The 25,654-nt window shown below is 44.7% G+C and carries 20 protein-coding genes; 9 read left to right on the top strand and 11 right to left on the bottom strand.

Features of this window, described 5'->3' with window-relative positions:
- Positions 1–296: 296 nt before the first annotated feature.
- Both AC2D6U_RS10800 and polA read right to left on the bottom strand, forming a co-directional pair.
- Complete coding sequence (locus AC2D6U_RS10800; protein WP_484720997.1) at positions 297–1,244, bottom strand: pyridoxal-phosphate dependent enzyme; 948 nt, start codon at positions 1,242–1,244, stop codon at positions 297–299.
- Entirely contained in the window at positions 1,244–4,042 is a 2,799-nt protein-coding gene (polA, locus tag AC2D6U_RS10795; protein WP_484720996.1) for a DNA polymerase I, read from the bottom strand. Before polA ends, AC2D6U_RS10800 begins: the two co-directional genes overlap by 1 nt.
- A gap of 194 nt (positions 4,043–4,236) precedes the next feature.
- Here polA and AC2D6U_RS10790 point away from each other — a divergent pair, with 194 nt between their 5' ends.
- Positions 4,237–5,670, top strand: a complete 1,434-nt coding sequence (locus AC2D6U_RS10790) for a DUF5723 family protein (RefSeq protein WP_484720995.1) — start codon at positions 4,237–4,239, stop codon at positions 5,668–5,670.
- On the opposite strand, the gene AC2D6U_RS10785 is transcribed toward AC2D6U_RS10790, so the two are convergent.
- Complete coding sequence (locus tag AC2D6U_RS10785) at positions 5,659–6,081, bottom strand: hypothetical protein (protein ID WP_484720994.1); 423 nt, start codon at positions 6,079–6,081, stop codon at positions 5,659–5,661. The two genes, AC2D6U_RS10790 and AC2D6U_RS10785, sit on opposite strands and share 12 nt — an antisense overlap.
- Positions 6,082–6,146: 65 nt before the next feature.
- Here AC2D6U_RS10785 and AC2D6U_RS10780 point away from each other — a divergent pair, with 65 nt between their 5' ends.
- Genes AC2D6U_RS10780 through AC2D6U_RS10770 form a run of 3 tightly spaced genes read left to right on the top strand, consistent with a single transcriptional unit; the run spans position 6,147 to position 8,896 of the window.
- The gene (locus AC2D6U_RS10780; protein WP_484720993.1) at positions 6,147–7,817 is read left to right on the top strand and encodes an amidase; all 1,671 of its coding nucleotides are present in this window, start codon (positions 6,147–6,149) and stop codon (positions 7,815–7,817) included.
- Between the two features lie 46 nt (positions 7,818–7,863).
- Positions 7,864–8,688: a type III pantothenate kinase gene (locus AC2D6U_RS10775; protein WP_484720992.1), complete on the top strand. Its 825-nt coding sequence runs from the start codon at positions 7,864–7,866 to the stop codon at positions 8,686–8,688.
- Positions 8,678–8,896, top strand: a complete 219-nt coding sequence (locus AC2D6U_RS10770) for a hypothetical protein (RefSeq protein WP_484720991.1) — start codon at positions 8,678–8,680, stop codon at positions 8,894–8,896. The genes AC2D6U_RS10775 and AC2D6U_RS10770 overlap by 11 nt, the downstream gene beginning before the upstream one ends.
- A gap of 196 nt (positions 8,897–9,092) precedes the next feature.
- Here AC2D6U_RS10770 and AC2D6U_RS10765 read toward each other — a convergent pair whose 3' ends face one another.
- Positions 9,093–10,583 (bottom strand): M28 family peptidase, encoded by a 1,491-nt coding sequence (locus AC2D6U_RS10765; protein WP_484720990.1) that lies wholly within the window; start codon positions 10,581–10,583, stop codon positions 9,093–9,095.
- A 1-nt stretch (position 10,584) separates the two neighbouring features.
- The gene (locus tag AC2D6U_RS10760) at positions 10,585–12,216 is read right to left on the bottom strand and encodes a M14 family metallopeptidase (protein WP_484720989.1); all 1,632 of its coding nucleotides are present in this window, start codon (positions 12,214–12,216) and stop codon (positions 10,585–10,587) included.
- 115 nt (positions 12,217–12,331) lie between these two features.
- On the opposite strand from AC2D6U_RS10760, the gene AC2D6U_RS10755 reads away from it, so the two are divergent.
- On the top strand, positions 12,332–13,231 hold the full coding sequence (locus AC2D6U_RS10755; RefSeq protein ID WP_484720988.1) for an MBL fold metallo-hydrolase: 900 nt from the start codon (positions 12,332–12,334) through the stop codon (positions 13,229–13,231).
- A gap of 110 nt (positions 13,232–13,341) precedes the next feature.
- Here the strand turns inward: AC2D6U_RS10755 and AC2D6U_RS10750 are convergent, their stop codons facing one another.
- From AC2D6U_RS10750 to pdhA, 4 genes are all read right to left on the bottom strand, one after another.
- Positions 13,342–14,661: an aspartate kinase gene (locus tag AC2D6U_RS10750; protein ID WP_484720987.1), complete on the bottom strand. Its 1,320-nt coding sequence runs from the start codon at positions 14,659–14,661 to the stop codon at positions 13,342–13,344.
- Positions 14,662–14,672: 11 nt separating this feature from the next.
- The gene (gene ribH, locus AC2D6U_RS10745; protein WP_484720986.1) at positions 14,673–15,149 is read right to left on the bottom strand and encodes a 6,7-dimethyl-8-ribityllumazine synthase; all 477 of its coding nucleotides are present in this window, start codon (positions 15,147–15,149) and stop codon (positions 14,673–14,675) included.
- Positions 15,150–15,214: 65 nt separating this feature from the next.
- Positions 15,215–15,886: a tetratricopeptide repeat protein gene (locus AC2D6U_RS10740; protein ID WP_484720985.1), complete on the bottom strand. Its 672-nt coding sequence runs from the start codon at positions 15,884–15,886 to the stop codon at positions 15,215–15,217.
- A gap of 55 nt (positions 15,887–15,941) precedes the next feature.
- The gene (gene pdhA, locus AC2D6U_RS10735; protein WP_484720984.1) at positions 15,942–16,976 is read right to left on the bottom strand and encodes a pyruvate dehydrogenase (acetyl-transferring) E1 component subunit alpha; all 1,035 of its coding nucleotides are present in this window, start codon (positions 16,974–16,976) and stop codon (positions 15,942–15,944) included.
- An 89-nt stretch (positions 16,977–17,065) separates the two neighbouring features.
- Here pdhA and recF point away from each other — a divergent pair, with 89 nt between their 5' ends.
- From recF to acs, 4 genes are all read left to right on the top strand, one after another.
- Complete coding sequence (gene recF, locus AC2D6U_RS10730; protein ID WP_484720983.1) at positions 17,066–18,169, top strand: DNA replication/repair protein RecF; 1,104 nt, start codon at positions 17,066–17,068, stop codon at positions 18,167–18,169.
- 96 nt (positions 18,170–18,265) lie between these two features.
- Positions 18,266–18,613 (top strand): PadR family transcriptional regulator, encoded by a 348-nt coding sequence (locus AC2D6U_RS10725; protein ID WP_484720982.1) that lies wholly within the window; start codon positions 18,266–18,268, stop codon positions 18,611–18,613.
- Positions 18,603–21,251: an ABC transporter permease gene (locus AC2D6U_RS10720; protein WP_484720981.1), complete on the top strand. Its 2,649-nt coding sequence runs from the start codon at positions 18,603–18,605 to the stop codon at positions 21,249–21,251. The genes AC2D6U_RS10725 and AC2D6U_RS10720 overlap by 11 nt, the downstream gene beginning before the upstream one ends.
- 148 nt (positions 21,252–21,399) lie before the next feature.
- Positions 21,400–23,298, top strand: a complete 1,899-nt coding sequence (gene acs, locus AC2D6U_RS10715) for an acetate--CoA ligase (RefSeq protein ID WP_484720980.1) — start codon at positions 21,400–21,402, stop codon at positions 23,296–23,298.
- A 144-nt stretch (positions 23,299–23,442) separates the two neighbouring features.
- Here acs and AC2D6U_RS10710 read toward each other — a convergent pair whose 3' ends face one another.
- Positions 23,443–24,492, bottom strand: a complete 1,050-nt coding sequence (locus AC2D6U_RS10710) for a WD40/YVTN/BNR-like repeat-containing protein (RefSeq protein WP_484720979.1) — start codon at positions 24,490–24,492, stop codon at positions 23,443–23,445.
- Between the two features lie 114 nt (positions 24,493–24,606).
- Positions 24,607–25,410, bottom strand: coding sequence for a DUF6503 family protein (locus AC2D6U_RS10705; protein ID WP_484720978.1), 804 nt, complete (start codon positions 25,408–25,410; stop codon positions 24,607–24,609).
- Between the last annotated feature and the right edge of the window lie 244 nt (positions 25,411–25,654).

Raw genomic sequence — 25,654 nt, 5'->3', positions numbered from 1 at the left:
TAGAGGGATTTGGTTTGCATTATGCCTATGTATTTTGGGGGTAATGTTAATCTCAGAATCACATTAATTCGTCATTCCCGCGAAGGCGGGAATCTCCCAAATAGAGTAAAATCCTGGATTTAGATTCCACACATTTTTCTTTGCCTTAGAATTTGCAAATAAAAAAAGTAGTCAACCACCTCCGGCTCCTCCTTTCCAAGGAGAAGAATTAGATTTTCAATGCTTCAGAGGGTTATGATTCTTAATTAGGATACGAATTTAACTCCCCTCCTGTGTCAGGAGGGGTGGGTGGTCGGTCAGAAAGGCAACTTCCCCACATCCACATTACCCCCCGTTAAAATGACTCCTACCTTTTTTCCTTCAAAAACGCCTTTGTTCTTTAAGATAGCGGCTACAGGTACGGCGCAGCTCGGCTCAATGATGATCTTCATTCGTTCCCAGATGAGGCGCATGGCCCCAACAATTTCAGGGTCACTCACGGGAAATACCTCTTGGACAAGGGCTCTAATGATTTCAAAGTTCTTGTCTCCCATGGTGGCCAGCAGGCCATCCGCGATGCTCTTTGGGCTTTCCACCTGAATGTGCTCACCGGCTTCCATCGATAAGAAGGTGTCTTGAGCCCCTTCTGGTTCTCCGGCATAAACCCTTACTTCCGGCCGTAAATAATGAACAGATAAGGCGGAGCCTGCGAGCAGCCCTCCACCTCCAACGGGTGCAATGAGAGCGTCTAGATTGTCTTGGTCTTCTAAGAATTCTTTTGCACACGTGGCTTGACCACTGATGACCGCATAATCATTATAGGGTGAAATAAAGGTAGCACCCGTTTCTTCCTGAATATTGCTGGCTGTTTTTTCTCTTGATTGTTGCGTGGGTTCACAAAACGTGACTTCCGCACCATAACCGATCACTGCTTTTTTCTTGATCTCAGGAGCTGTTTTGGGCATTACGATGTAAGCTGGGACGCCTGCTATTTTGGCAGCGAGGGCGATGGCTTGTGCATGATTTCCTGAACTGTGGGTAACAACTCCTCTTTCGCGCTGTGCTTTAGGCAAGGAGAAGACGGCATTCATGCCCCCTCGTGCTTTAAATGCACCAATTTTTTGAAAGTTTTCACATTTGAAAAAGAGCTGGCAACCAGCGATCTCATTGACACTTTCAGAGGTCAGGATCGGCGTACGATGAATGAAAGGACGAATCCGATCATGCGCTTGAGCAATTTCTTGGAGGCTAACCTGAAATTTCATTAGTGTGCAATTAACCAGTTTTCTCCGATTCCCACTTCTACGTCCATGGGAACGTCCAATGGGATGGCATTCATCATTAATTCAGGTATTTTAGTCTTCATGGTTTCTAATTCCGTTTTGTGAACATCGAAGACCAATTCATCATGCACTTGCATGATCATTTTTGACTTGAGTTTTTGCTCTTTCATCCATTGATGAATATTGATCATGGCCAGTTTGATCATGTCGGCTGCTGACCCTTGAATTGGTGCATTGATCGCGTTTCGCTCAGCATGACCTCGAATGGTCATGTTTTTTGAGTGGATGTCGCGGAGGTACCTTCTTCTGCCCAAAATAGTTTCCACGTAAGAGAATTCGCGCGCTTTGTTCACTTGCTCGTCCATGTAACGCTTCACCCCTGGAAATTCATCAAAATAAGCCGAGATGATCTCTTGCGCTTCAGTTCTAGAAATACCGATGTTTTGTGCTAAACCGAAGGATGAAATCCCATAAATCAACCCAAAATTGACTCCTTTCGCTTTTCCACGCATTTCTCTGTCTACCTCTTCTAATGGAATTTTAAAGACCTTTGAAGCGGTGGTTGCATGAATATCTCGCCCCTCTTTAAAGGCTTCGATCATGCTTTTGTCTTCTGCAAAAGCTGCGACAATACGCAACTCAATTTGCGAATAGTCGGCCGCCATCAAAACGTGGTCTTCGTCTCGAGGAATAAAGGCTTTCCTGATCTCTCTTCCTTTTTCCGTTCGGATGGGGATGTTCTGTAGGTTGGGGTTGTTTGAACTTAAACGCCCGGTTGCGGCCACAGCCTGACGATAATCTGTATGTACCAATCCATCCACCGGGCTGATCATGGTCGGCAGCGCATCGACATAAGTAGACTTTAGTTTTTGATATTCTCTAAACTCCAAAATGCGTTTGGCGATGTCATGTTCATGAGCCAGTTTGCTTAGAATATCCTCACCCGTGGCATATTGTCCCGTTTTGGTCTTTTTTGGTTTCTCCACCAATTTCAACTTATCAAACAGGATCACCCCGAGCTGTTTGGGAGAGGCTACATTAAACTCTTCACCGGCCATTTCGAAGATTTCGGCTTCTGCTTTTGCGCTTTCTTCTTCAAGTTCCTTGGACATTTTGGATAACACCTCGGTGTCAATCTTTACCCCGTTGTACTCAATGTCAGCCAAAACCCGCATGAGTGGAATTTCAACATCTTCAAATAAGTTGAGCAGCTTATCTTCAATGAGTTTGGGAGCCAACTGATGTTTGAGCTGTAGGGTGATGTCGGCATCTTCTCCGGCGTATTCTACCACTTTTTCTACGGGCACGTCTTTCATGTTTCCCTGCTTGACTCCTTTCTTACCGATCAGCTCGGTAATGGAAACGGGGCTATAATTCAGGTAATTCTCTGCCAGCACATCCATGTTGTGGCGCGTATCCGGGTCGATGAGGTAGTGCGCCAGCATGGTATCAAATATGTTGCCTTTGATGTCTATGCCATAGTTCTTCATCACCTGAAGATCATACTTGGCATTTTGGGCGATGATGGTGAGGTCTTCCTTTTCAAAAACAGGTTTGAACTCATCGACAAGGGCTTGCGCTTCTTTTCGGTCTCCAGGTACTGGAACGTAGTAAGCCTCTCCGGTTTGATAGGCAAAAGCCAAACCGACCAAATTGGCCTCAATAGCTTCCAAATTATCGGTTTCAGTATCAAAGCAAATTTCGTCTTGAACGACCAGGTATTTCACTAGTCGCTTGCGCAGTTCGGGGCTATCAATGAGCTGATAATCATGAGCCGTAGTGGAAATGGATAGCTTTTCCACTGAGGCTTCTTCTTCTTGCAAAGGGGCGGATTCTTCACCAAATAGACCCATTTGGGCACTGGCAGCCGGTTTAGGTTTCGCGGCAGAAGGACTGCTCGGCTCCCCTAGAATTCGCTTGAGTGTGGTTCGAAACTCCAGTTCTTCAAACACTTTGGTCAGGGCTTCCACATTGGGCCCTTCATATTTCATGTCCTCTTCCTTGAACTCGATCGGCACCTCTACATCGATACGCGCCAATTCCTTGGATAAAACCCCTTGGTCGCCGAAAGTGGAGATCTTTTCTCCCAGTTTCCCTTTGACCTCATGGGCATGGGCCACAATCTCTTCAAGCGAACCGTATTGCTTCAAGAGTTTGGCTGCAGTCTTAGGCCCGACGCCGGGTATACCGGGGATGTTGTCTACTGAATCTCCTTGAAGTCCCAACATGTCAACAACCTGATCGATTCGTTCAATGTCCCATTTGGCCAATACTTCAGGAACCCCCATGATGTCTACGGCATTACCCATAAAGGCAGGTTTATAGAGATAGACATGTTCTTCAACGAGCTGTCCGTAGTCTTTGTCGGGAGTCATCATAAAGACCTCAAAGCCTTGGCGGGCTGCTTTTTTGGCAAAGGTGCCAATGATGTCATCTGCTTCGTAACCGTCTAATTCGAGAACGGGGATATTAAAAGCCCGTACGATGTCTTTCACAATGGGCGTACCAATGCGAATGTCTTCAGGCGTTTCGTCGCGATTGGCTTTGTATTCAGCATACTGCTCGTGACGAAAAGTTGGAGCGCTGGTATCAAAAGCGACCGCAATGTGCGTTGGCTTTTTTTTGTCTAAGATTTCAAAGAGGCTATTGGTAAAACCAAAGGGCGCTCCTGTGTTAAGTCCTTTTGAATTGATGCGTGGGTTTTTGCTAAAGGCGAAATGTGCCCGATAGATCAGCGCCATGGCATCTAGAAGAAAGAGGGTCTTATCCGGTTTACTCATTTGTTAAAGTTAATTAATCCAAAGATTCTCAGGAAGGCAATGATATTTAATCGTAACCCTCCCCATGTCTTTTGTGATAAAATGTCAATCAGGACCTTTTTGATATGTTTTTATGTAAGAAGAAAGAATCATTGGAAATATTATAATTGTGATTTTCTCTCAATTAACTAATTATTCGCTTTCTTCAAATATTAATGAGGTTCATAGCCGTTTGCTTACTATGTTGCTGTTTTTCAGTTTCAGCTCAACACTTTAATGGATTTTTACCGTCTGAATTTTCAGGAGTACTAAATGCCAGATTGAATCCAGCATTCATTGCCGGTAGTCCATACAAGTTTGATGTGAGTTTAATCAATTTGAATGCTTATTTGGCAAATGATTTTGGATATTTGCATACGAATGAGATCGGTAATCTAGCTTTTGAAAGAATAATCAATTCTGAAAATAGGTTCGTCATAGGAGATCAAACATTAGGCGGTCTTTCTGGTCTGTTTTCAATTTCTCCCAAAAAGACCATCGCATTTCAATATCAGTTTCGAAATTTATCTACAGGCAAGGACATCACTCCTAATTTTGGAGATAGAAATGCATTTGATCAGTCTGGTGAATTTGTTAATAACTCATGGCATGAATTTGGTATCACTTATGCAAATGTTCTTTTGGAGAACAAGTTTGAAAGGCTAAAAGTGGGGATCACCGCTAAGTTAATGGGTACCTTGGGGAGTGTTTTTGTCGACATTGATGATCTTTCTTACCAAAGAATAAGTAATGATTCCATCTCTTTAATAGACCTAGAGGGTCAAATTGGGTACTCTGCTAACCTCAATGAATTTGAAATCTTTGATGGGGATCTCCCTTTTGAGCTTCCTAAAATTTCTAGTCTCCATCCAGCACTGGATATTGGTATCGCTTACGAGGTTATGCTATCCAGGAGACAATCTAAAGCGATGTACGGCATTGTGAATAAGCCAGACATTTTATATCAGCATAGATTTGGTATTTCCATTCTTGACGTTGGGGTCATTAAGTATAATTACGGTTCTGCTTCTTTCGATATCATCAATTCCATATCTCAAACAGATCCTATTAATTATGAAAATTTGTTAGCTAACCTTTCCAGTCTTCGGTCTTTAAGAGACTCATTAGCCACAGTTGCCAACGTAACTGATCTTGTGGGTGAATATTCAGTTAGTCTTCCAACAAGGCTTGAATTGAATTATGATTACCATTTGAGGAAAGGATGGTTCGTCAATATGTCTGCACAGCTTGATCTTTCCAGTCTCATGAATACGGATTACCGAATACATTATCCCAATAGCATTTCGGTTTCCCCTCGATATGATGTTGGTCAATGGGGTGCTTATTTCCCTCTCTATTGGAATATGGAAGGGGATATTGAATTTGGTACAGGGTTAAGGTATGGACCTCTCACAGCGGGCACTCATAGTTTGGGATCATTGCTCAGTGCGGAGAGAACCTCATTTGGTATGTTTTTTAATTTGAGTATTCATCAACTCAAATCAAAAGTTAAAAGAGCAAATTGTCTCTCAAAATCGGGTATGGGGACAGCAATAGTACGTCAAAAAAGAACGCCACAGTACAGGCGCAAGAAGTTCCTATTTTGGTGATCTTACCTTTTGATAGCGTAACGCTTCAAACCCAATCCAGATCAGCACGGGTACCCAGATCCAGTCATTCATCAGCAAATGGAAGAGTGCTTTGTCACCAACCTGTTGGTTCAGTACTTCGAAATAAAACCAGGCAGATCCGGCAATTTTGGTCAATGCGCCAAAAAAAGGCAAATACCACAGTTTAGCGGGATAAATGGCTGTGGCCAAGTATATTGCCGCCATAAACAAAACGCCTCTGCCTTGCCAAATGATCAAGCCAGGAGCGGTAAGGTCAGGCGTCTCTAATACCCAACTGTAAAAGGTATCGGGAAACCAACCAATGAAAATGCCCCAACCGGCATTGTAGGCAGTGGCAATCAAAAGAAAGCCTCTCATCCAATGAGGGAAAAGTGTTTGCTGTGTCTCCATCGTTTTTATAACTTATTCACTTCACTTTGGTTGAAAAGAAATCAACTTAAACTAACCACAACCCTATGAGATCTCCCAAGTTAATCCTTTTTGCGCTACTGGGCGTGGCGCTCTTTTTATCTGGATTCAAGCTGGCTCAGGAATTGGCCATTGAGGCGAATGATGTAAAAAGTGCTCAAAAACTTCTCGATTTAGCATTTACCGATAATGAGATCAAACAACTCTTGCCCAATGTGAATCGAAGTCTTGAGGGAATTAAAGAATTGCACGACTATGAGATCGATAACAGCGTGCCTCCGGTGCTTTGGTTTAATCCTCCCAAGGGCGGCAAACCGATTCCTGCAAGACAAGAACGAATTGAATGGGGTTTTCCTGAAAAGGTGGATCTACCCAAAGATCCAAATGCGTTGGCTTTTTACACCGTAGCGGAATTGTCTGTTTTGATCAAGGAAAGAAAGATCAGCTCAGTAGAGTTGACAGAGTTCTTTTTAAATAGGCTGGAAACCTATGGAGATACGCTCGCGGCGGTGATCACCATTACCAGAGAAAGAGCCTTGCAGAGTGCTCGAAGGGCGGATGAATTACTGGCCGGAGGCACCTACCTGGGCCCACTGCACGGTATTCCGTACGGAGCGAAAGATCTGTTGGCGGTGCCTGACTATAAAACGACTTGGGGCGCTGGCCCTTACCAAGAGCAAAACCGTGGAGAAGAAATGGCCACGGTGATCCGAAAATTGGATGATGCCGGCGCCGTCTTAGTGGCCAAGTTGACACTGGGTGCTTTGGCCATGGGAGATGTATGGTATGGCGGTACCACCAGAAACCCTTGGGACCTCGAACAAGGAGCAAGCGGCTCCTCAGCTGGCTCAGGCTCTTCTACAGCCGCAGGTTTGGTTCCTTTCGCTATCGGTACGGAAACGCTAGGTTCTATTGTTTCTCCTTCAACGCGAAACGGGGTGACGGGCTTAAGACCTACTTTCGGGCGGGTGAGTCGAGCTGGGGCCATGGCCCTGAGTTGGAGCATGGATAAAATAGGGCCAATGGCCAGAAATGCCTTTGATTGTGCGCTGGTATTTGATGCCATTCGAGGAACAGACAACATCGACCTGACGGTTGAGGATCATCCCTTCAATTACAAAGGAGCAGCTGATCTGTCAAGTTTGAGGGTGGGTTACCTCGCCGATTATTTTGATCCAAGAGGTAGGGGCATGCGCGAACAAGATAGCCTGACCTTAGTGGCATTGAGGTCTTTGGGGGCCGATTTGAAGCCGGTAAAATGGGTCAGTGATTTTCCTTTTCCTGCCATGCAGTCAATTCTGACGGCAGAGGCTGCCGCCGCCTTTGATGCCCTCACACGTTCCGATCAGGACACCTTGTTGGTCCGTCAGAATGCTGGTGCCTGGCCCAATACATTTCGAGCCGCTCGATTTACTTCTGCTGTCGATTACATCAATGCCAATCGTGCCCGTTATCAGCTGGTGCAACGCGTCAATGAATTGATGAAAGCGTATGATGTGATCGTTACGCCAAGTTTTGGGGGCAGCCAGTTGTTGACGACGAATCTAACAGGGCATCCGTGCGTGGTGCTGAAAAACGGATACGACCAGCGCGGCAGACCAACGAGTATCTCGTTTATAGGGAACCTCTTCGACGAGGCGACCATTCTGGCTGTGGCCAGGGCTTATCAAGAAGCAACAGATTTCGATGAGCAGCATCCGCCGAAGTTTGTGGATTAATCACTTTTCGTCACCCTGAATTTGATTCAGGGTCTTTTTGTCCTAGATGCTGAAACAAGTTCAGCATGACATGAATAATTATTTGATATCTTCGAATATGCTGTTAGCCATCGATGCCGGTAATACCAATATAGTCTTTGGACTTCACGACGGAGAAAAGTGGACCCATGAATGGCGTTTCGAAACGCTGCCTGTGCGCAATCAAGTGGAGTATGAGATGTTTCTCAGACTCAATTTTCTGGAAGCCAATCTGAAAATGGAGGACGTTTCAGGTATTGTGGTGTCTTCTGTGGTGCCGCAGTTATTTGATATACTGACCGAATTTACTCGTCCGCTGATTGAAAAAAAGCCCCTGTTTGTAGGGCCAGCCATTTATGATCAGCTTCCTATTACCACACAAAACCCACATGAGATCGGAACAGACCTTGTGTCGAATGCCGTTGCAGGAAAGGTCCTTCATGGAGGAAATGTGATCATTGTTGATTTCGGAACAGCGCTGACCTTTACCATTGTTGATGAAAGTGGAAAGATCAGAGGTGTTAACATTGCCCCCGGTCTGAAAACGGCGATCAATGCCTTAGTTGGACAGACGGCACAACTTCCTGAGGTACCTTTAGAACTACCTGCTTCTGTGATCGGTACCAATACCACCATGGCCATTCAGAATGGCATTTTATGGGGTTATGTAAGTTTGGTTGAAGGTATGTTGGATAAGATTCAAAAAGAGCTGGGGACCACCTATAAAGTTGTGGCCACGGGTGGATTATCATCTATTTTACACCCGTTACATGAGCGTTTTCATGTTGTCGACAAGCAATTGACACTTGAGGGACTTCGGATCATATACGAAACGTTGAAAGATGAAAAATAAACCATGGATCTGGCGTGGAATACTTTACGGCATCGCCCTATGGACGATCGTTTATGTTGTGGTGCCTTACGTCGATGCGGACGTTCCTCTTGAGCCGGAGAAGTATTGGTTACACCTCATTTTTGCAGTACCTGCTGGCATTGCCTGGGGTTATTATCGCTTTGTCATGTTGCCTAAGCGAATAAAGAAACGTCAGGACAACCCTTGACCCATCCTAAATCAGTAAGGGAATAAGAGGATTAAACTTTTCTTCAATGAATGCTGCGGCTAGCACCACCCTCCGGCTATCGGTCAGGCGCTAAGGAGGGACAATGGTGACCTGCTATTGAGATAAAAAACCCTCCAAAGCATTAAGCGAAGGAGGGCTCTTTATGGATAATTGTCAAATCTTAATGCAACCGGGGTCAGTTCATGTTATATAACTGCTTTCCTGTTTCATAGTATTTATCGCCTTCCACCCAGAAAGGTCGTTCAGGTGCGTTGCCGATCAAGCGAGAAGCAAACACATAACTCTTGAAAAACTTTTCCAAGTAATCATAGTCTACGGTTTCTGGACCATCGCTCGGTTGGTGGTAGTACTTCATGATCTCAGCATCAAAAGCCCTAAAGCCCAAGCTATAGGTAGGCGCAGGAATGCCTTTGCGGGCAAAGTTTACATTGTCCGAACGATCGAATAGTCCCTGCTCACCAGCCGGATCATCAATAGCGGTTAAGCCAAAGGCCACATTGGCATCTTTGATGAATTGAGAAGCTGTGGTACGCTCAAGTCCTATGATCGTAGAGATCGTGGTATCGTTATATCCTCCATTGTCACTGTTCCAGCAAAATACGATGTCCTCATTCGGGATGATCGGGTTATTGGCCATATAACGGCTACCCAGGAGTCCCTTTTCTTCCGCGGTATACAACACGAAAAGTGCAGAGCGCTTCATAGGGTATTTGGCGATGTTCTCTGCCGCAGAAAGAACCGTTACTGTCCCAATGGCATTGTCACGGGTTCCATTGTAGATCGAATCGCCTTCTTCGTTAGGACGTCCCACACCTACATGGTCGTAATGTGCAGAGAACATGATGAATTCATTTTTCAACTCAGGGTCGGTCCCTTCGACCATGGCCAAGACATTCTTATCTCCTGTGATCTCGTTGCTCATGCCTTCAATAGTCAATTCCGCTCGCTTGATGCTCCGCGTCATCATAAAGCGTTGATTGGCATTATCAAGGTCTTTCAGCCACAGGTGTGGAATGATCGGCGCATCGCTACTGCTTTCATCCAAAGAAATACCCACGCGGTTAAACGTGAAACTGAGTTGTTGCCATGGGGTAGCTGGAGATGAATAGAATTCAACTAAGCCGGCAGCACCATTGGCCCTGGCGAGTTCATATTTTTCATTGCTCAAGCGAAGAATGGCTCTTCTATCAGATGTTTCTCCATCACCCGCTTTGGCAAAAACGAATTTTCCTTCCACTTCCTTTCCCTCGTAGTCAGCTTCTAGCCCGTATTCCAAGTAAACGACTTCACCATTAAATTCTCCGCTCTTGCCTTCAACTACCAAAAAGTCGTTGTTGAGATTGAAGTTTCTTCCTCCAAAAGAAAAAGAGCCCGATGTGGCGGGAGATTTTAATCTTAACGGAACGGCTTGAAACCAACCGTCTGCTCCCGGAACCTGTTGTGCGCCATAGCTGGCTAACTGTTCGGCGAGGTAATCAGCTGCCCTTAAGATTTCAGGCGATCCGGTGTTTCTTCCACGCATTTCATCTGAGGCCAAGTAATAAATATGGTCTTTGATGGTTTGTTGATCAACTGTTTCTTGGGTGATTTCAAGATCTGTTTTTTGTGCACAGGCTACTGAGGTCAGTAGCAAAGTGAGTGCAGTAAGGCTAAAAAGGCTTTTCATTTTATTTTAGTTCAAAGTATTTAAAGATAGGATATTCTACAGGCTTTTCGGCAATGCCGTTTTCTTCGAAGTACTGATCGAAGAAATTCCAGGTCACCAAGCCGTCGTCGGACTGCGGTTCTAAGAGATAGAAAATGAGGTTGGCTAAAGGCTGGGCAAGATCTACCCAGTAATCGCCTTTGTTGAATCGTTTGGTTTCAGGCTTGAACTCTCCTTCTAAGGTGGCCATCAAATGCTTTTCAAAGGGCCTATTGGCAAAAGTGATCGCACTGGCTTCAAATACTTCGCCCGATGCTCGCTGGTTTTTTGTGAGTTGTTTTACCTTGACACCGGTACGTCGCAAATGGTTGACAATGTTTTCAAATTCCGCAGGGATCAAGTAGCCTTTGGGTAAAACAGCTTCCTTAGTGGCGCTAAAACCGGAGTAATTGGTGATGTTTTCGAGGGTAATGATATTCGGTTTACGAATGAAGGCTTCTTGTCCTCGTGCATTGCTGCTCTTGATGTGGTCGTAGATCCTATAGCGTTCAACAGGCTCATCTAGTGGCACCATTTCAAAACGTACACCCTTGGTCACCTTTCCTCCTTGCGTTTTCACCAAATCGATGGCGGCTTGCTCTGCCTCCTGATTGATGCGCATCATTTCCTTTCCATTTTTGTTAGTGTGCTCCAAGATCTCGCGCACGAAAGCATAAGTTGAATTCATGCGCTGATAGAGCCTTTCGTGTGCGAAGGCTTCGCTCAGGATCGCCATGCGATTTCTCAGTCCGAATTGATTGACCAGATAGCGTGGGTGATGATTGTAAGTGTAGATGGATTTTATTGGCCATCCATCTCTTCGCGTGTAGAAGTAGCCATAAGGGCCCAAATGCACATCGTCCTTTGAGGCCACTGTTTCGGTGATCTCAGGAAGCATAACATCCCATGTGTAATCGTATGGTGCTTTTTCTCCAGCCGTATGATAACTTGGTGCCCAAGTCAAGGAGTAACCGTGCCAAACGCCATTGGTGGTGTGTAGGTCAACAAAAAGAGTGGGGTCCCAAGGCAAAATGATGTTTGAAAAGAGTCCTCGTGTTTCGATGGTTTCCATTTTCATACCATCGCGGTTTAGATCCCATCCTTGGCTATTGGCACGTATACCTACTTCAATAGGGCTATCCTCTTGTGATGGGCGACGACCTTGTTCAAGTTTGTCATTGCTGTCTGTGTTGTAAATAGGAGCGAAGAGGATGATCTGATTGCCCAACAAATACCCTTTATCCCCTTTTAATATTTCGCGCAGCATAATTTGTACTGCTTCTTTGCCTTCAACCTCACCTGAATGGATGTTGCCTTGCACATAGATCACGGGTTTTCCGCTGGCTTTTGCTTCCTCTGGACTATTGACCATCGGCTTGGCCAACACGACCACAGGAATATCCTTTCCTTCCATGCTGGTTCCCATACTGATCAGTCGAGCGTGATCGCTGCCGGCGATTGCTGCATTGATAAAGGACATTACCTCAGCATAAGTAGAGGTTTCTCGGTAGTTGGTTTGCTCTGGTTTTGTCAAGAGCTCCACAGGCCAGGATTCTTGAGCATGAAGAGCTAGCGCAAGAACAAGCGCTACAAAAGAGAAGAGTATTCTTTTCATGGGTTTTGATTTGTGTCCTAAATTACAAAAAGCAAGGGCAGAGGAGGTGCTTTTGAACTTTCATTTACATAAATGGTTAGATTGAGGTATTCGTCAACCTTAACTAATTATCATCATGTCATTAAGAAGAGACTTTCTCAAGCAAGCTTCAGCTCTCGGCTCCCTTTCACTTTTGCCTAGCTCAAATTTTTGGATCGCCTTCTTTCAAGACACCTATGAATTCAAGCAGTTGAGGAATGGCGTGTATATTTTCACAGAAAGAGGAGGTACGATAGCCACCTATATGGGTGACGATGGCCTCGCAGTTGTCGATTCACAATTTCCAGAACAAGCCGGGCATTTGATCGAGGAACTCAAGAAAAGTGGTGCTCAACGTGTCGACCTATTGCTGAATACACATCATCATGGAGATCACTCGGCAGGAAGTATTGCCTTCAAAGGAATGGTCGATAAAGTGGTTGCACACGAGAACTCTTTGATGAATCAGAAACGAGTGGCTGAGGGAAGAGGCGGTTTGGACGATCAGCTGCTGCCAAATGAGACCTACAAGAAAGGAAAAATGCTCAATAAGGTGGGAAAAGAACGAATTACACTGCATCATTTCGGTGCTGCGCACACCAATGGTGATTCTTTTGTGCATTTTGAAAATGCCAACATCGTTCATACAGGCGACCTGCTCTTCAACAAACGAGTGCCCTTCATTGATAAGTCTTCGGGAGCGAATGTGCAGAACTGGATGGAAGTGATGGAGAAGGGATACAAAGCATTCGACGACGATACGCTTTTTGTTTTTGGTCACTCCGGGAACGGCTACGACATCACAGGATCACGCGAAGATTTGAAGGCATTTCAAAATTATTTGGACAAGGTGATCGCCTTTGTGAAAGCAGGTAAGGCTGCTGGAAAAACGCAAGAAGAACTGGCCAAAGCAGAAGAAGTGCCAGGTGCACCGGAGTGGAAAGGGACTCAGACGCGTGCGGTCACTGCTGTGTGGGCCGAGTTATTTGAGGAGTAACCCCTCCGTCCTGCGGACACCTCCCCTTGAAAAGAGGAGGAATTGTATTCTTATTTATTAAAAATAACCGATGATAACTCCCCTCCTTTCTAAGGAGGGGTTGGGGGTGGTTAGAGACCAAAGAGATGCTCATTCAACATCTTCAAGGCCTTTTCCTTATTGGATTCGTCCGTTAGTAAAGAGATGTTATGACGGCTGCCACCGTAAGAGATCATTCGAATCGGAATATCATCTAAGGCATCGAAGATCTTATTCACAATACCTTTTTTCTCAGCAACAAAATTACCCACCACACAAATAATGGTTTGATTGCGATCGATCTCCACTTTTCCTAAAGATGACAGCTCCTGCTGTATGCGAGTCAAATGGGTATCATCATCGATGGTAACCGATACAGCAACCTCTGACGTGGTGATCATGTCGATCGGCGTTTTGTACCGCTCGAAGATCTCAAAGACTTTTCTCAAAAAACCATAGGCCAACAGCATGCGAGAAGATTTGATCTTCACCGCAATGATCCCATCCTTGGCCGCAAGGGCTTTCACATCATCCGAATTACTCTGTTTACTGATCACCGTGCCTTTTGCCTCCGGCTGCATGGTATTCAACAACTTGACCGTGATGCCAAATTTCTGGGCAGGCCAAATGGATGCCGGGTGCAAGATCTTGGCCCCGAAGTAGGCCAGCTCCGCCGCTTCATCGAAGGAAAGCTCAGCAATAGGAAAGGTTTTGTCCACCACCCGTGGGTCATTGTTGTGCATGCCGTCAATGTCAGTCCAAATTTGGATCTCATCGGCTTTGAGGGCCGCACCGATAAGAGAAGCTGTGTAATCACTTCCCCCTCGTTGGAGATTGTCGATTTCGTTTTTGTAGTTTTTACAGATAAAGCCTTGCGTGATGAAGAGGTCGATGTCTTTGTGCGAATCGATCAATGCCGCCAATTTTTCAGCAGCGAATGGAATATCCGGTTCAGCTTCTTCATTGGTGCGCATGAACTCAAGTGCTGGTAGAAGGGCGGCTTTGATTCCTTGCTCGGCCAGATAAAGCGTAAAGAGCTTGGTCGACATCAATTCTCCCTGAGCCAGAATATCACGGTTCAGGGCTTCATTAAAGGAGATCTTAAGGGTGATTTGAAAGAACTCAAAATGCTCATTAATGATCTCACGGGCTTCGATTCTTTTGTCTTCGGAAGAAAGCAAGGCATTGATAAACTCATCATAATGCGCCCTTAGTTCACCGATCTTTTCGCTAGCGACCAGCTTTTTGCCCGCTGCAAGCGCTTCTCCTATACTGACCAATGCATTAGTGGTACCCGAAAGTGCGGATAGGACAACCACCTTGGGCCGCTCATCTCGGGTAATGAGCTGCGCGACTTGATGCATGCGCTCTGGTTTACCAACTGACGTACCCCCAAATTTTAAGACTTGCATGTTGCTGATGATTAAAAACCGAGCATTTTGATGGCGGTAATGGCCGCTTCATCTCCCTTGTTACCGTATTTACCTCCCGCCCTGTCTAAAGCTTGTTTTTGCGTATTTGGTGTGAGCACACCAAAGATCACAGGTTTGTTGTATTTGAGCGATACGTTGGTAATGCCTTGCGCAACAGCATCGCAGATGAAATCAAAATGTTTGGTTTCTCCTTGAATCACACAACCAATACAGATCACAGCATCGATATCTTCTTGCTGTGCCATCCATTGTCCGCCTAAAGAAAGCTCAAAACTGCCGGGTACAGTTTTTCGAATGATGTGCTCTTTTTTAGCACCATGGCTTAATAGGGTTTCATACGCCCCATTGTACAGTGCTTCTGTTACCTCCTCGTTCCATTCTGAAACAACGATGCCGAATTTTTTCTTGCTCACGTCCAGGACGTTTTTCCCACTGTATTCGCTAAGATTCTTAATACTTGATGCCATAACGGTAAATAAAAAAAGGTAAGACCGCAGCCTTACCTTAAATAGTTAATGTTTTAATTTCTTCATTAACGACCGGCAAGGATTTCCAATCGTGCTTTTTGTTTTCGTGCTTCCAACACTTCGTTGGTTGCTTCCTTATAATCTGTGACGATCTGATCCAATACATCGATCGCTTTTTGTAACTCTCCACCTCGTTCAAAGGCCAAAGAAGCACTCATGAGGTAAGAAGGAGAAAAGAATTGATCATCTACAGTATTGGCAGCACTCACATAGTTTTTAGCCGCATCTGAGAAATTGCCTAGCTCCATGTACGCATCACCTAAAAGCTTCAATGCACGTGCCATGACGATTTCTTCTTCAGAAGAAAAGCCCTCAAGATAATCTGCAGCCATTTGGAAATCGCGGAGCTTCAAATAGGATGCACCGGCATAAAAGCTTGCTAAATTGGCCACTTCTGTACCGCTGTAAATATCTACGATCTGGACAAAACCTAAGTTTCTTCCATCACCATTAAGGGCATAGTCTAAGCTATCCTTTTCGTAGTAATACTGTGCTTGGAAGATCTCATTTTGAGCCTCCTCGTTTCGTTGATCTTGTCTAAAGTTCAAAAAGAACACGACGCTCGCGCCAACTAAAACCACTAAACCTACAATCGCACCAATAAAGCCAATAGGTCCAACCTCCGATTTGAACTTTTCAATAGAGTTTTTACCAGACTTTTTTTGCTCTTCCGCCATCTCTCAAAAATTAGGTCGCAAATATAAAGAAATTGTTGAAAACAATGGATTCTACTTATTCTAATATGTAAGGATAGTCCTCTTGCATGTAAACATCCTTGTATGCCTCTGAGGCATCCGGGTAAGGAGACTCTTCTGCAAACTTTACATATTCCACCACATCGGCTTTGATCTTTTTATCGATCTCTTTCAATTCTTCTTCAGTAGCCCATTTGTTTTCAATGAGTTTTGCACGTACATATTCAATAGGATCCCTGTCTTTGTACTCTTGCAGTTCTTCTTTGGTTCTGTACTTCGCCGGATCCGACATAGAGTGCCCCTTGAATCGATAGGTTCTAAATTCCAGCAGTGTTGGGCCGTCGCCTCTTCGGGCTCTATCAGCGGCTTCTTCTACCGCTACATGCACGTTTTCTGGGTTCATGGCATCAACCGGAGCCGAAGGCATGTCATATCCTTCACCCAGGGTGTACAATTCCCTCACGTTCGAGGTTCTGGCTACTGAGGTACCCATGGCATAACCATTATTTTCGATCACGAAGATCACCGGAAGTTTCCAGGTCATGGCCATGTTTAGGGCTTCGTGGAAGGCACCTTGTCGTACAGCTCCATCTCCCATCATACAAATGCACAGGTTATCTGTTCCTTTGTACTTTTCGGCGAAAGCGATGCCCGCACCTAATGGCACTTGACCGCCAACAATACCATGTCCTCCAAAAAATCCCTTTTCTTTATCAAACATGTGCATGGAGCCGCCTTTTCCTTTTGAGATGCCTGTGGCTTTCGCCATTAATTCGGCCATCACCTTACCCGGGTCCGTCCCAAGCGCAAGAGGTTGCCCATGATCTCTGTAGGCCGTGATCCATTTGTCACCTTCTTTCAGTGCCGTAACAGAACCACTAGAACAAGCTTCTTGACCAATGTAGAGGTGACAAAAACCTTTGATCTTCTGCTGGCCATACAATTGGCCTGCTTTTTCTTCAAATCTTCTTTGAAGCATCATGTTCTCAAACCAGAACATGTAGGTGTCTTTGTCAAACTTTGGCTTTTTTGTCGCCTTGGCTTTGGTTGTTTTCGCTTTAGTAGCTGCCATGTGTTTGTATTTTGATGGGTTTCACCCGATTCGTCAATAATTCAATTCGGACTGCGAAAATAAGACAAAAACGTTCAACTTTGAAACTAATGCATCTGGAATCCATCAGACTCGCCAATTTCAAAAATTATCAGGAGGCAAAGCTCAGCTTTTCCTCACAGGTGAACTGTTTTTTAGGACCAAATGGTAGTGGAAAGACCAATCTTCTGGACGCTATTTATTACCTGGCGCTCACAAAAAGTGCAGAACAAAGTCAAGATCAACTCTGTGTGCGACATGAGGAAAGCTTTTTTTCCATCAAAGGAGAGGTTGCTTTTGGCGAGAAAAGAGGCGTGGTGCTCTGCGCCTTGGAACTAGGAAAGAAAAAGCAGATCAAGTGGGATAATGTACCCTACAAAAAAGCAAGTGAGCATGTCGGTAAGATTCCCGTGGTCATGATCGCACCGAATGATACGGATGTGATTCGCGGTGCGAGCGATGAGCGACGTAAGTTTTTTGACGCTATTTTGAGTCAAACGGATCCGGTGTATCTCCAACATTTGATCAATTACAACCATGTCTTAAAACAGAGAAATAGCTTACTGAAGCGCTTTGCTGAGCAACATACTTTTCATGCAGATCAGTTGGCCCCGTATACGGCAAAGCTCATCGAGCTAGGCACGTTCATTTATGAAAAGAGAAAAGAGGCTTTGGCCTTCTTCAAGCCACTTTTATCTGAGCACTATGAAGAGGTCAGTGACCATGGTGAGGCAGTCGATATATCTTATGCTTCTCATTTTCATGCGCCCATTGATGCCCAATTCGAGAAGTCAATAAAAAAGGACCTTGCATTGAAACGAACGAATGTAGGAGTCCATAAAGACGACTTTGAGTTTCAGATGGAAGCCAAGCCCATCAAGAAGTTTGGTTCACAGGGACAACAAAAGTCCTATCTGATCAGCTTGAAATTAGCCAACTATGATTTTTTGAAGGAACACAAGGGCCAAGACCCCATTCTGCTCTTGGATGACATCTTCGACAAGTTGGATGATACAAGAATCGCCAAGTTGATCGAAATGGTCGCATCCGATCGCTTTGGTCAGATCTTCATTACCGATGCCCGACCCGAACGCTCGATCGGTTTTTTTCAAGCCCTAGACATTGAGAGTAATTTTTATCATGTCAATGATGGAAGGATTTTAGACAAGGTCTAGGTGTTCTTTTCAACGCGAAAAGCAATAATTTATATCAAGTTTCATAAATGTAGAATTTGCTTCTTATGTTTGTTCTACAAATACGAATTTTGATAGATGAAAGGAACACAATTAGGTGAATTTGAAGAACTGGTGTTACTGATTGTCGGTGTCTTACATCCTGAAGCTTATGGATTGAACATTCGGGAGGAGATCATCAGCCAAACCAATCGAAAGGTAGCCATAGGAGCCGTTCACTCTGCCTTAAGCCGACTACAGGAAAAGGGCTTTTTGAAATCTGACCTTGCTGAGGCTACTCACGAAAGAGGAGGACGAAGAAAACGCCTGTTCCATATCACTGCGGAAGGAAAAAAGGCATTGGAACACACCTATCAAATGCGCAATGCATTATTCAACCAAATACCCGATGTCGTACTAAAAGGGCTCAACCTTAGTGGCACCTGAACGACTATATCAACCCCCAAAAGCACCGGAACGTCTATTGCGATTGGTCTGCAAAGACGAACTTCTGGAAGAAATTGAAGGAGATCTCTTTGAGCATTACCAGGAACTCAGAACTCGAAACTCGCGATTCACAGCGGCTTTTAGTTACTGGTTTCATGCCCTTCATTTTCTACGTCCTTTTGCTCTAAAAAAAATTGGTCAACAATCAAATTTTCTCATCATGTACAACAGTTATTTCAAATTTGCTATTCGCGGTATGTGGAGGCAAAAAGCAAGCACAGCATTTAATCTTATTGGTCTTGTCTTAGCCTTTACAGTTTGTGGGCTCATTTATCTACATGTCAATAGAGAATTGTCCTACGATAAATTTCATGAACGCTCAGAAGATATTTATCGTGTGGCGTGGATGAATGAAAATCCACAGACCCGTACGCCTCACCCTATGGCACAGGCCATGGTTTCTGATATTCCAGAAGTAGAGACTGCCGTGACTCTTTCGCCAATTTATGGTCCTGGCTTAACAAAAGTTACTATTCCCATTACTTTGGAGAAATCGAATATCACTTTCGAAGAGCCTGATGGCTTCTTTGCAGATAGTACATTTTTCGATGTATTTGACGTCAAGTTTATTGAGGGGAATCCGGAAACGGCATTGCAGACAGTAAATGGGGTGGTCCTTTCTCAATCTATGGCTGAGCGCTATTTCTTAGGTGAGGAGGCTTTAGGTAACAGACTTTCATTTGGACCTAGTACAGATATGCTTGAGGTTGTTGGTGTGGTGGAAGATTTCCCGCTGGAGTCTCATTTTCACTTCAATTTCTTGATCTCTTACATGACACTGAAGTCTATGAGCTTTAATGATGCCTGGCTATCGTGGGGCGATTTTGGACATTTTAATTATGTGAAATTGAAAGCTGGTTCTTCGGCCCAAAATGTCGAATCTAAAATTCCTGATTTTGCAATAAAATATTTGAATTGGCCTCAAGAAGACCTGGAAAGTCTTCGGCAAGGCGAGGTCAAGTTCGCACTTCAGCCTATTACCAATATTCATTTGAAATCTAATATCAGATGGGAACTTGAGGCAAACAGTAGCATGACCTATTTGATCATTTATGGCGTTTCCGGCTTGTTTATATTGTTGATTTCAGTCATCAATTTTGTGAACCTGAGTACAGCACGTTCGGCTCAAAGACTGAAAGAGGTTGGAGTCAAGAAAACCTTGGGTGCGCGTAAAGGACAGTTACTTACGCAGTTCGTTTTCGAGACTATTCTGATTTCTTATGCAGCCTTGATATTGGCACTTTTTAGCATCAGAGGATTAGAAGCAAAATTTAATCACCTGGTATCAGGAAATATCGATACTGACTTGATTTTGACTACTCAATCACTGGGTTTTCTAATCGTTATCACAACGCTCACTGCGATTCTAGCGGCTGCTTACCCTTCGATTTATCTTAACGCATTTAAGCCTGGAGACATCCTCAAAGGAGCAGGGGGAAAGAAGATTGGTGGTGCTAGGGTGAGAATGGCCTTATTGGGCATTCAATTCGTAGCGGCAATTATCATGATCTCAGGTAGTTTGATCATCTCTGATCAGATCAGGTTTATCAAGAATAAAGACTTAGGTTTTTCAGCTGAAAACCTTGTGATGATTGATATTGACAATTGGGAAGATCGTTCTGAAATCATAAAGAATCGATTGAGGCAAATCGCTGGGGTAAAAGAAGCTTCGACTATATCTAACCCTCCCGGCGGACAATTCAATCAACACTCGTTGTATGCCGAAGCTGATCCAACAAGAAGCATAGATGCTTTAGAAATTTTTGTTGATAAAGAAGCATTGGCCGTATTGGATATTGAACTGAAGGAAGGACGCTTTTTGGATATTGGCTTAGCTGCTGACTCAGCAGGAACTTCATTTGTTATGAATGAGACTGCGATAAAGGAATTGGGATTGGTGTCTGGAGTCGGAGAAAATATCGTTTGGAATTTCAATGAAAACCTGATTAAAGGACAAATTGTGGGTGTTGTAAAAGACTTCCATTACCAATCTTTACATACACCGATCAGGCCTTTGATCATGACGATCAGACCTCAGAGTTACAATAAAATATTGGTTAAATTGGATAAGGTTGATTTTACCTCCAGTGTCAATGAATTGGAAAGTGCATTTGCAGAGTTCTATCCTGAACTTAGGTTTGAGTATGGGTTTTTAGATCAACAAATAGATGAGATGTATCAAGAAGAATCTAGAACGCTGCTGCTGACAACGCTTTTATCTGGAATCTCTATTTTCTTGTCTATCGCTGGTCTTATCGGTATCGTGTTGATCGCCATAAAGCAACGCGTCAAGGAGATAGGAATCAGGAAAGTTTTGGGTGCTTCTATTGGGCAAATCTTACTATTGATCAACACAAGGTTTATCCTTGTTGGTCTGGTTTCCACAATGGTCGCAGTGCCTATTACTTTCAGTCTTATGCAGAATTGGATGGGTAATTTTACCTATCAAAATGGTATCAGCGCATCGGTATTTATTATAACGGCCATGGGTTTGCTGCTCTTGATTCTGCTTACGATCAGCATCCTTTCGATAAAAACGGCCAGGATTAATCCGGCATATGCGTTAAGAAACGAGTAAAAGGTCGCTGCAAAAATGAAGAGTTTGTATTTTGGGTGAACTATCCTACCATTTTTACTTTTGGCATTGTGGCTGAAAACGGAATCCCTTAACTTATTCAGCCAATTGTTTATTGGTAATTTCTTACTGACAAGTCAACTCAACACCTATGAGCCATAAAATTCAAACCCTTTCCGGGTACATTCATGAATACCAAAAATCTGTTTTGGAACCTGAAGCCTTTTGGGACAGAATCGCTGAGTCGTTTCATTGGAAGAAAGCCTGGGATAAAACCTTAGAATGGAATTTTGATGGTCCCGATGTGAAATGGTTTGTGAATGGGAAGCTGAACATTACGGAGAATATCTTTGAACGTTATTTACACACCAAAGGCGACACGCCTGCGATCTTATGGGAGCCGAATGACCCCAACGAAGAAGGCAGAACCATCACCTATCGCGAACTCTATGAAATGACCAATCAGTTTTGCAATGCCTTGGAAGCCCAGGGCATAGGTAAAGGAGATCGGGTGATCATTTATATGCCAATGGTGCCGGAGGCAGCTGTAGCGATGTTGGCTTGTGCACGAATTGGTGCGATCCACTCTGTCGTTTTTGCAGGCTTTTCATCTTCTGCCTTGGCTGACCGCATCAATGATTGCTCGGCCAAAGCCGTTCTAACCTCTGACGGAAACTTCCGCGGAGCCAAGCGCATTCCGGTGAAAGCAGTGGTGGATGAGGCGCTCGAAAAATGCGTTTCGATTGAAAAGGTCATTGTGTATCAGCGCACGAATGATGAAGTGACCATGGTGGAGGGGCGTGACATTTGGTGGCATGACGCGATCGAGGGGCAATCGACCGACTACAAAGCCCAAGAGATGGATTCAGAGGATATGCTTTTTATTCTTTACACCTCCGGTTCTACAGGCAAACCAAAAGGAGTGGTGCATACCACGGGTGGCTACATGGTGTATGCACAATATTCATTTGAGAACGTATTTCAATACACACAAGGAGACATTTATTGGTGTACTGCCGACATCGGTTGGATCACGGGTCATAGCTATATTGTCTATGGTCCGCTACTGGCTGGGGCCACCACGCTGATGTTTGAAGGTGTCCCGACCTTCCCCGATGCCGGAAGGTTCTGGGCCATTTGCGACAAATACCAAGTCAACCAATTCTATACTGCTCCAACGGCCATTCGTGCCTTGCAGGCCCATGGCCTGGAACCGCTTGAGCCATACAAGCTAGACTCGTTAAAAGTGATCGGCTCAGTAGGTGAACCGATCAACGAAGAAGCCTGGCATTGGTACCATTCGCACATTGGAAAAGGAAATTGTCCGTTGGTCGATACCTGGTGGCAGACCGAAACGGGAGGGATCATGATCTCAGCCCTAGCGGGCATTACGCCGAACAAACCGGCACACGCTTCCTTACCACTTCCTGGTATTCAACCGGTGATCGTAGATGCTGAGGGAAAAGAATTAACGGGGAATAATGTGGAGGGCAACCTATGCATCAAATTCCCATGGCCTTCGATGATCCGCACTACCTATGGCGATCATGAAAAGTGCAGAAATGTTTATTTCAGTGCATACAAAGGCATGTACTTTACGGGTGATGGCGCTAAACGCGACCATGACGGTTACCTTAGAATTCTCGGTAGAGTAGATGATGTCATCAATGTCTCCGGGCACAGAATGGGCACGGCAGAGGTAGAAAATGCCATCAACGAGCATCCAAAAGTGGTGGAATCGGCAGTAGTAGGCTATCCGCATGACGTGAAAGGACAGGGTATTTACGCCTATGTGATCTGCGACATGGAAGGGCGTACAGAAGAGAACCTGATCGCGGAGATCAAAGAAACGGTTAGGAATATCATCGGTCCGATTGCTAAGCCTGACATCGTGCAGATCGTTCCGGGTTTACCTAAAACACGGTCAGGAAAGATCATGCGACGCATTTTGCGCAAAGTAGCGAGCAAGGATGTTTCGAATTTAGGAGATACCTCAACCTTGTTGAATCCTGAGGTGGTAGAGGAGATCATAGCCGGCGCAGGGTTGTAGTATTGAGTTGAGGGTATTGCGTATTGAGAATCGCTGCTCACTACTTTTTCTCTTCGTCATTCCTGCGCAGGCGGGAATCTCTAAGTCATCGCTCATATCTTCTTTTGATGTGCATTTTGTATCTAAAGAAGGTCTCAATACTCATTACTGCTCGCGAAATATCAATTTCGCAACAGCACCTCTCGGTCCACTAGCCCAAACGGCTTCGCCATCTCTCGAGACGTCCACCGCATAATACTGACCTTCCATAGGGCTATAGGCTTCATCTCCCTCTTTAAAGTAATCGCAGCTTTCTCGGCCAACAGCAAAGACATAATTCTTCCAAATGGCGACTCCCGAACGATAGCCTTTTGGTTTCATGCTCGACATCACTGGCAACCAGGTGCGTCCACCATTGGTGGTGTAAGCGGCATTGATGGCTGTCAACGAGTCTCCCCGATAATCTCCACCGACCATTATGCCTTCCATTTCATTCTTAAAATAAATGGAGAAAATGCCTTCAGTAGGTTCACCGGATTGAATCGGTGAAATGGTCTTTTGCCAGGTCTCTCCTTTATCGGTGGAGTAGTGTACACTGGCTTCTTGTCCGCCTAAACCGATATACACGGCGTTGTTGCCAACCGTTCGCAGACAAGTGCCACTGGCTGCAAAGCCACCTTGTCCTTCTAGGGCTCGTGGTCTTTGGTCAAATGGCAGTTCTTCCCAGGTTTCTCCTCCATCAAAAGTTCTAAGGATCAAAAGCCTACCATCGATGGCGTCACCAAAGGCAATGCCTTCCTGTTCATTCCAGAAGTCCATGGCATCATAGAATGTGCCTTCTGCCATGCTGAAATATTTCTGTTCCCAGTTTTGTCCACCATCTGTCGTTTTATAGATCACTGCCGGTAAGCCTGCACTTAGGACAATAGCAGTATTTGCGTCAAAGGCTTCTATATCACGAAAATCTAAGGTGTCAGCTCCAGAAATAGCCACATTTTCCCAAGTGTCCCCTCCGTCTGTTGTTCTGATGACGGTGCCTCTGCTTCCGCTAGCCCAGGCTGCTTGATCGGAAACAGCGGATAATCCTCGGAAACTGGCCCTCACGCCTGATTCAAGCGGTTGCCAAAAAGGTATTTGTTGGTTGGTCTCTTCTTTCTTGTCGCTTGAACAGGAGAGCATAAAAAGTAAAGAAAAGAGTAGGAGGAGGTTTTTCATAGAACGAAAAATAGAAAAAGTAATCGTCATGCTGAACTTGTTTCAGCCTCTAATTATTGTAATCCATGGAAAAGTAAAGAGATCCTGAAACAAGTTCAGGATGACGTGCTAATTTTATTGCATCATAGCGTTGAGGTCAGGCTTTTCAGAAGAGGTAAACACAGTCTCTGGCAATTCATCAAAGACCATAATGTCTTCCATTCCTCGCTCACCTCTGCTTGCTGAAAGCAAGATTTCTCCATGCTGTTCATATTGCTTCCATGGCATGACGAAGCGGGGTTCTTCAGCATCTGTAGATGGGAAATACGCCCATTGGCTGACAAGTCGGGTCTCTTTGTCAACCCAAACGTAGTACATGTTTTGTGGAGTTCTTCCTACACCTTCGAAGGTCAGGTTCAGCTTATCAGCCATTTGGCCGTCTTGAGTAGTCTCTTCACCCACATAGGTCAGGGTCACCCCAGAATCCTTCAGTTTGAACGGCATCACCAACCAATAGGAATGATTGATCCAAATGCTTTTCGCTTGTTGCATCAAGTTAGCAACGGAATCAGCATCGGTAATTTCTCTGCCCTCCTTGAATGCGCGACCGCTTTCGTCATTGATATTGGTCAGGTAAGTCATTCCATTCGCTGCATCAATGCGTACATTTCCTGTCCATTTGTCCCAAACTAAGGCATCTCTACCAAAGAATTTCCAGCAAACATACTGTGTATTGTCCCAGGCTTCTCGGCCACCCATGGCTTCCATTACCTCATCCGCAATGGCAATGGCCTTGGCATCTGAACCGGCCAGATTGAAGCCTTCAGCAGGTGGGTTGCCAGCAACACTTGTTTCATTTTGCTTTTCGCTTGGTGCATTACAGGCAAGGGCAAAAACAACAAGGCTTATTGCTGAGAGGAAGAGTTGGATCTTTTGCATGACGTTGATTTTGGGTTGAAGTTAGTCTTTTGATCAAAGGGGGTCAATACCATTGGTAGAACTTGGTGGGCTTTGGGTTTGTTCAACCACCTTGCCTTTACCAGTAGGCAGGCCCCGGCCCTTCCTTAATAGGGAGGGGAATTAGTACAGAAGATGCTTTCAATAACATTGGACAAATTTTTCTTTTTAGCAAGTAGAGGTGTCTTAGCTAAAGGCTATTAAGTTTCAAGCGTTTAACAGAAAG

Source organism: Roseivirga sp. YIW32, from assembly GCF_057219245.1.
This window is presented reverse-complemented; position numbering and strand designations above follow the sequence as displayed.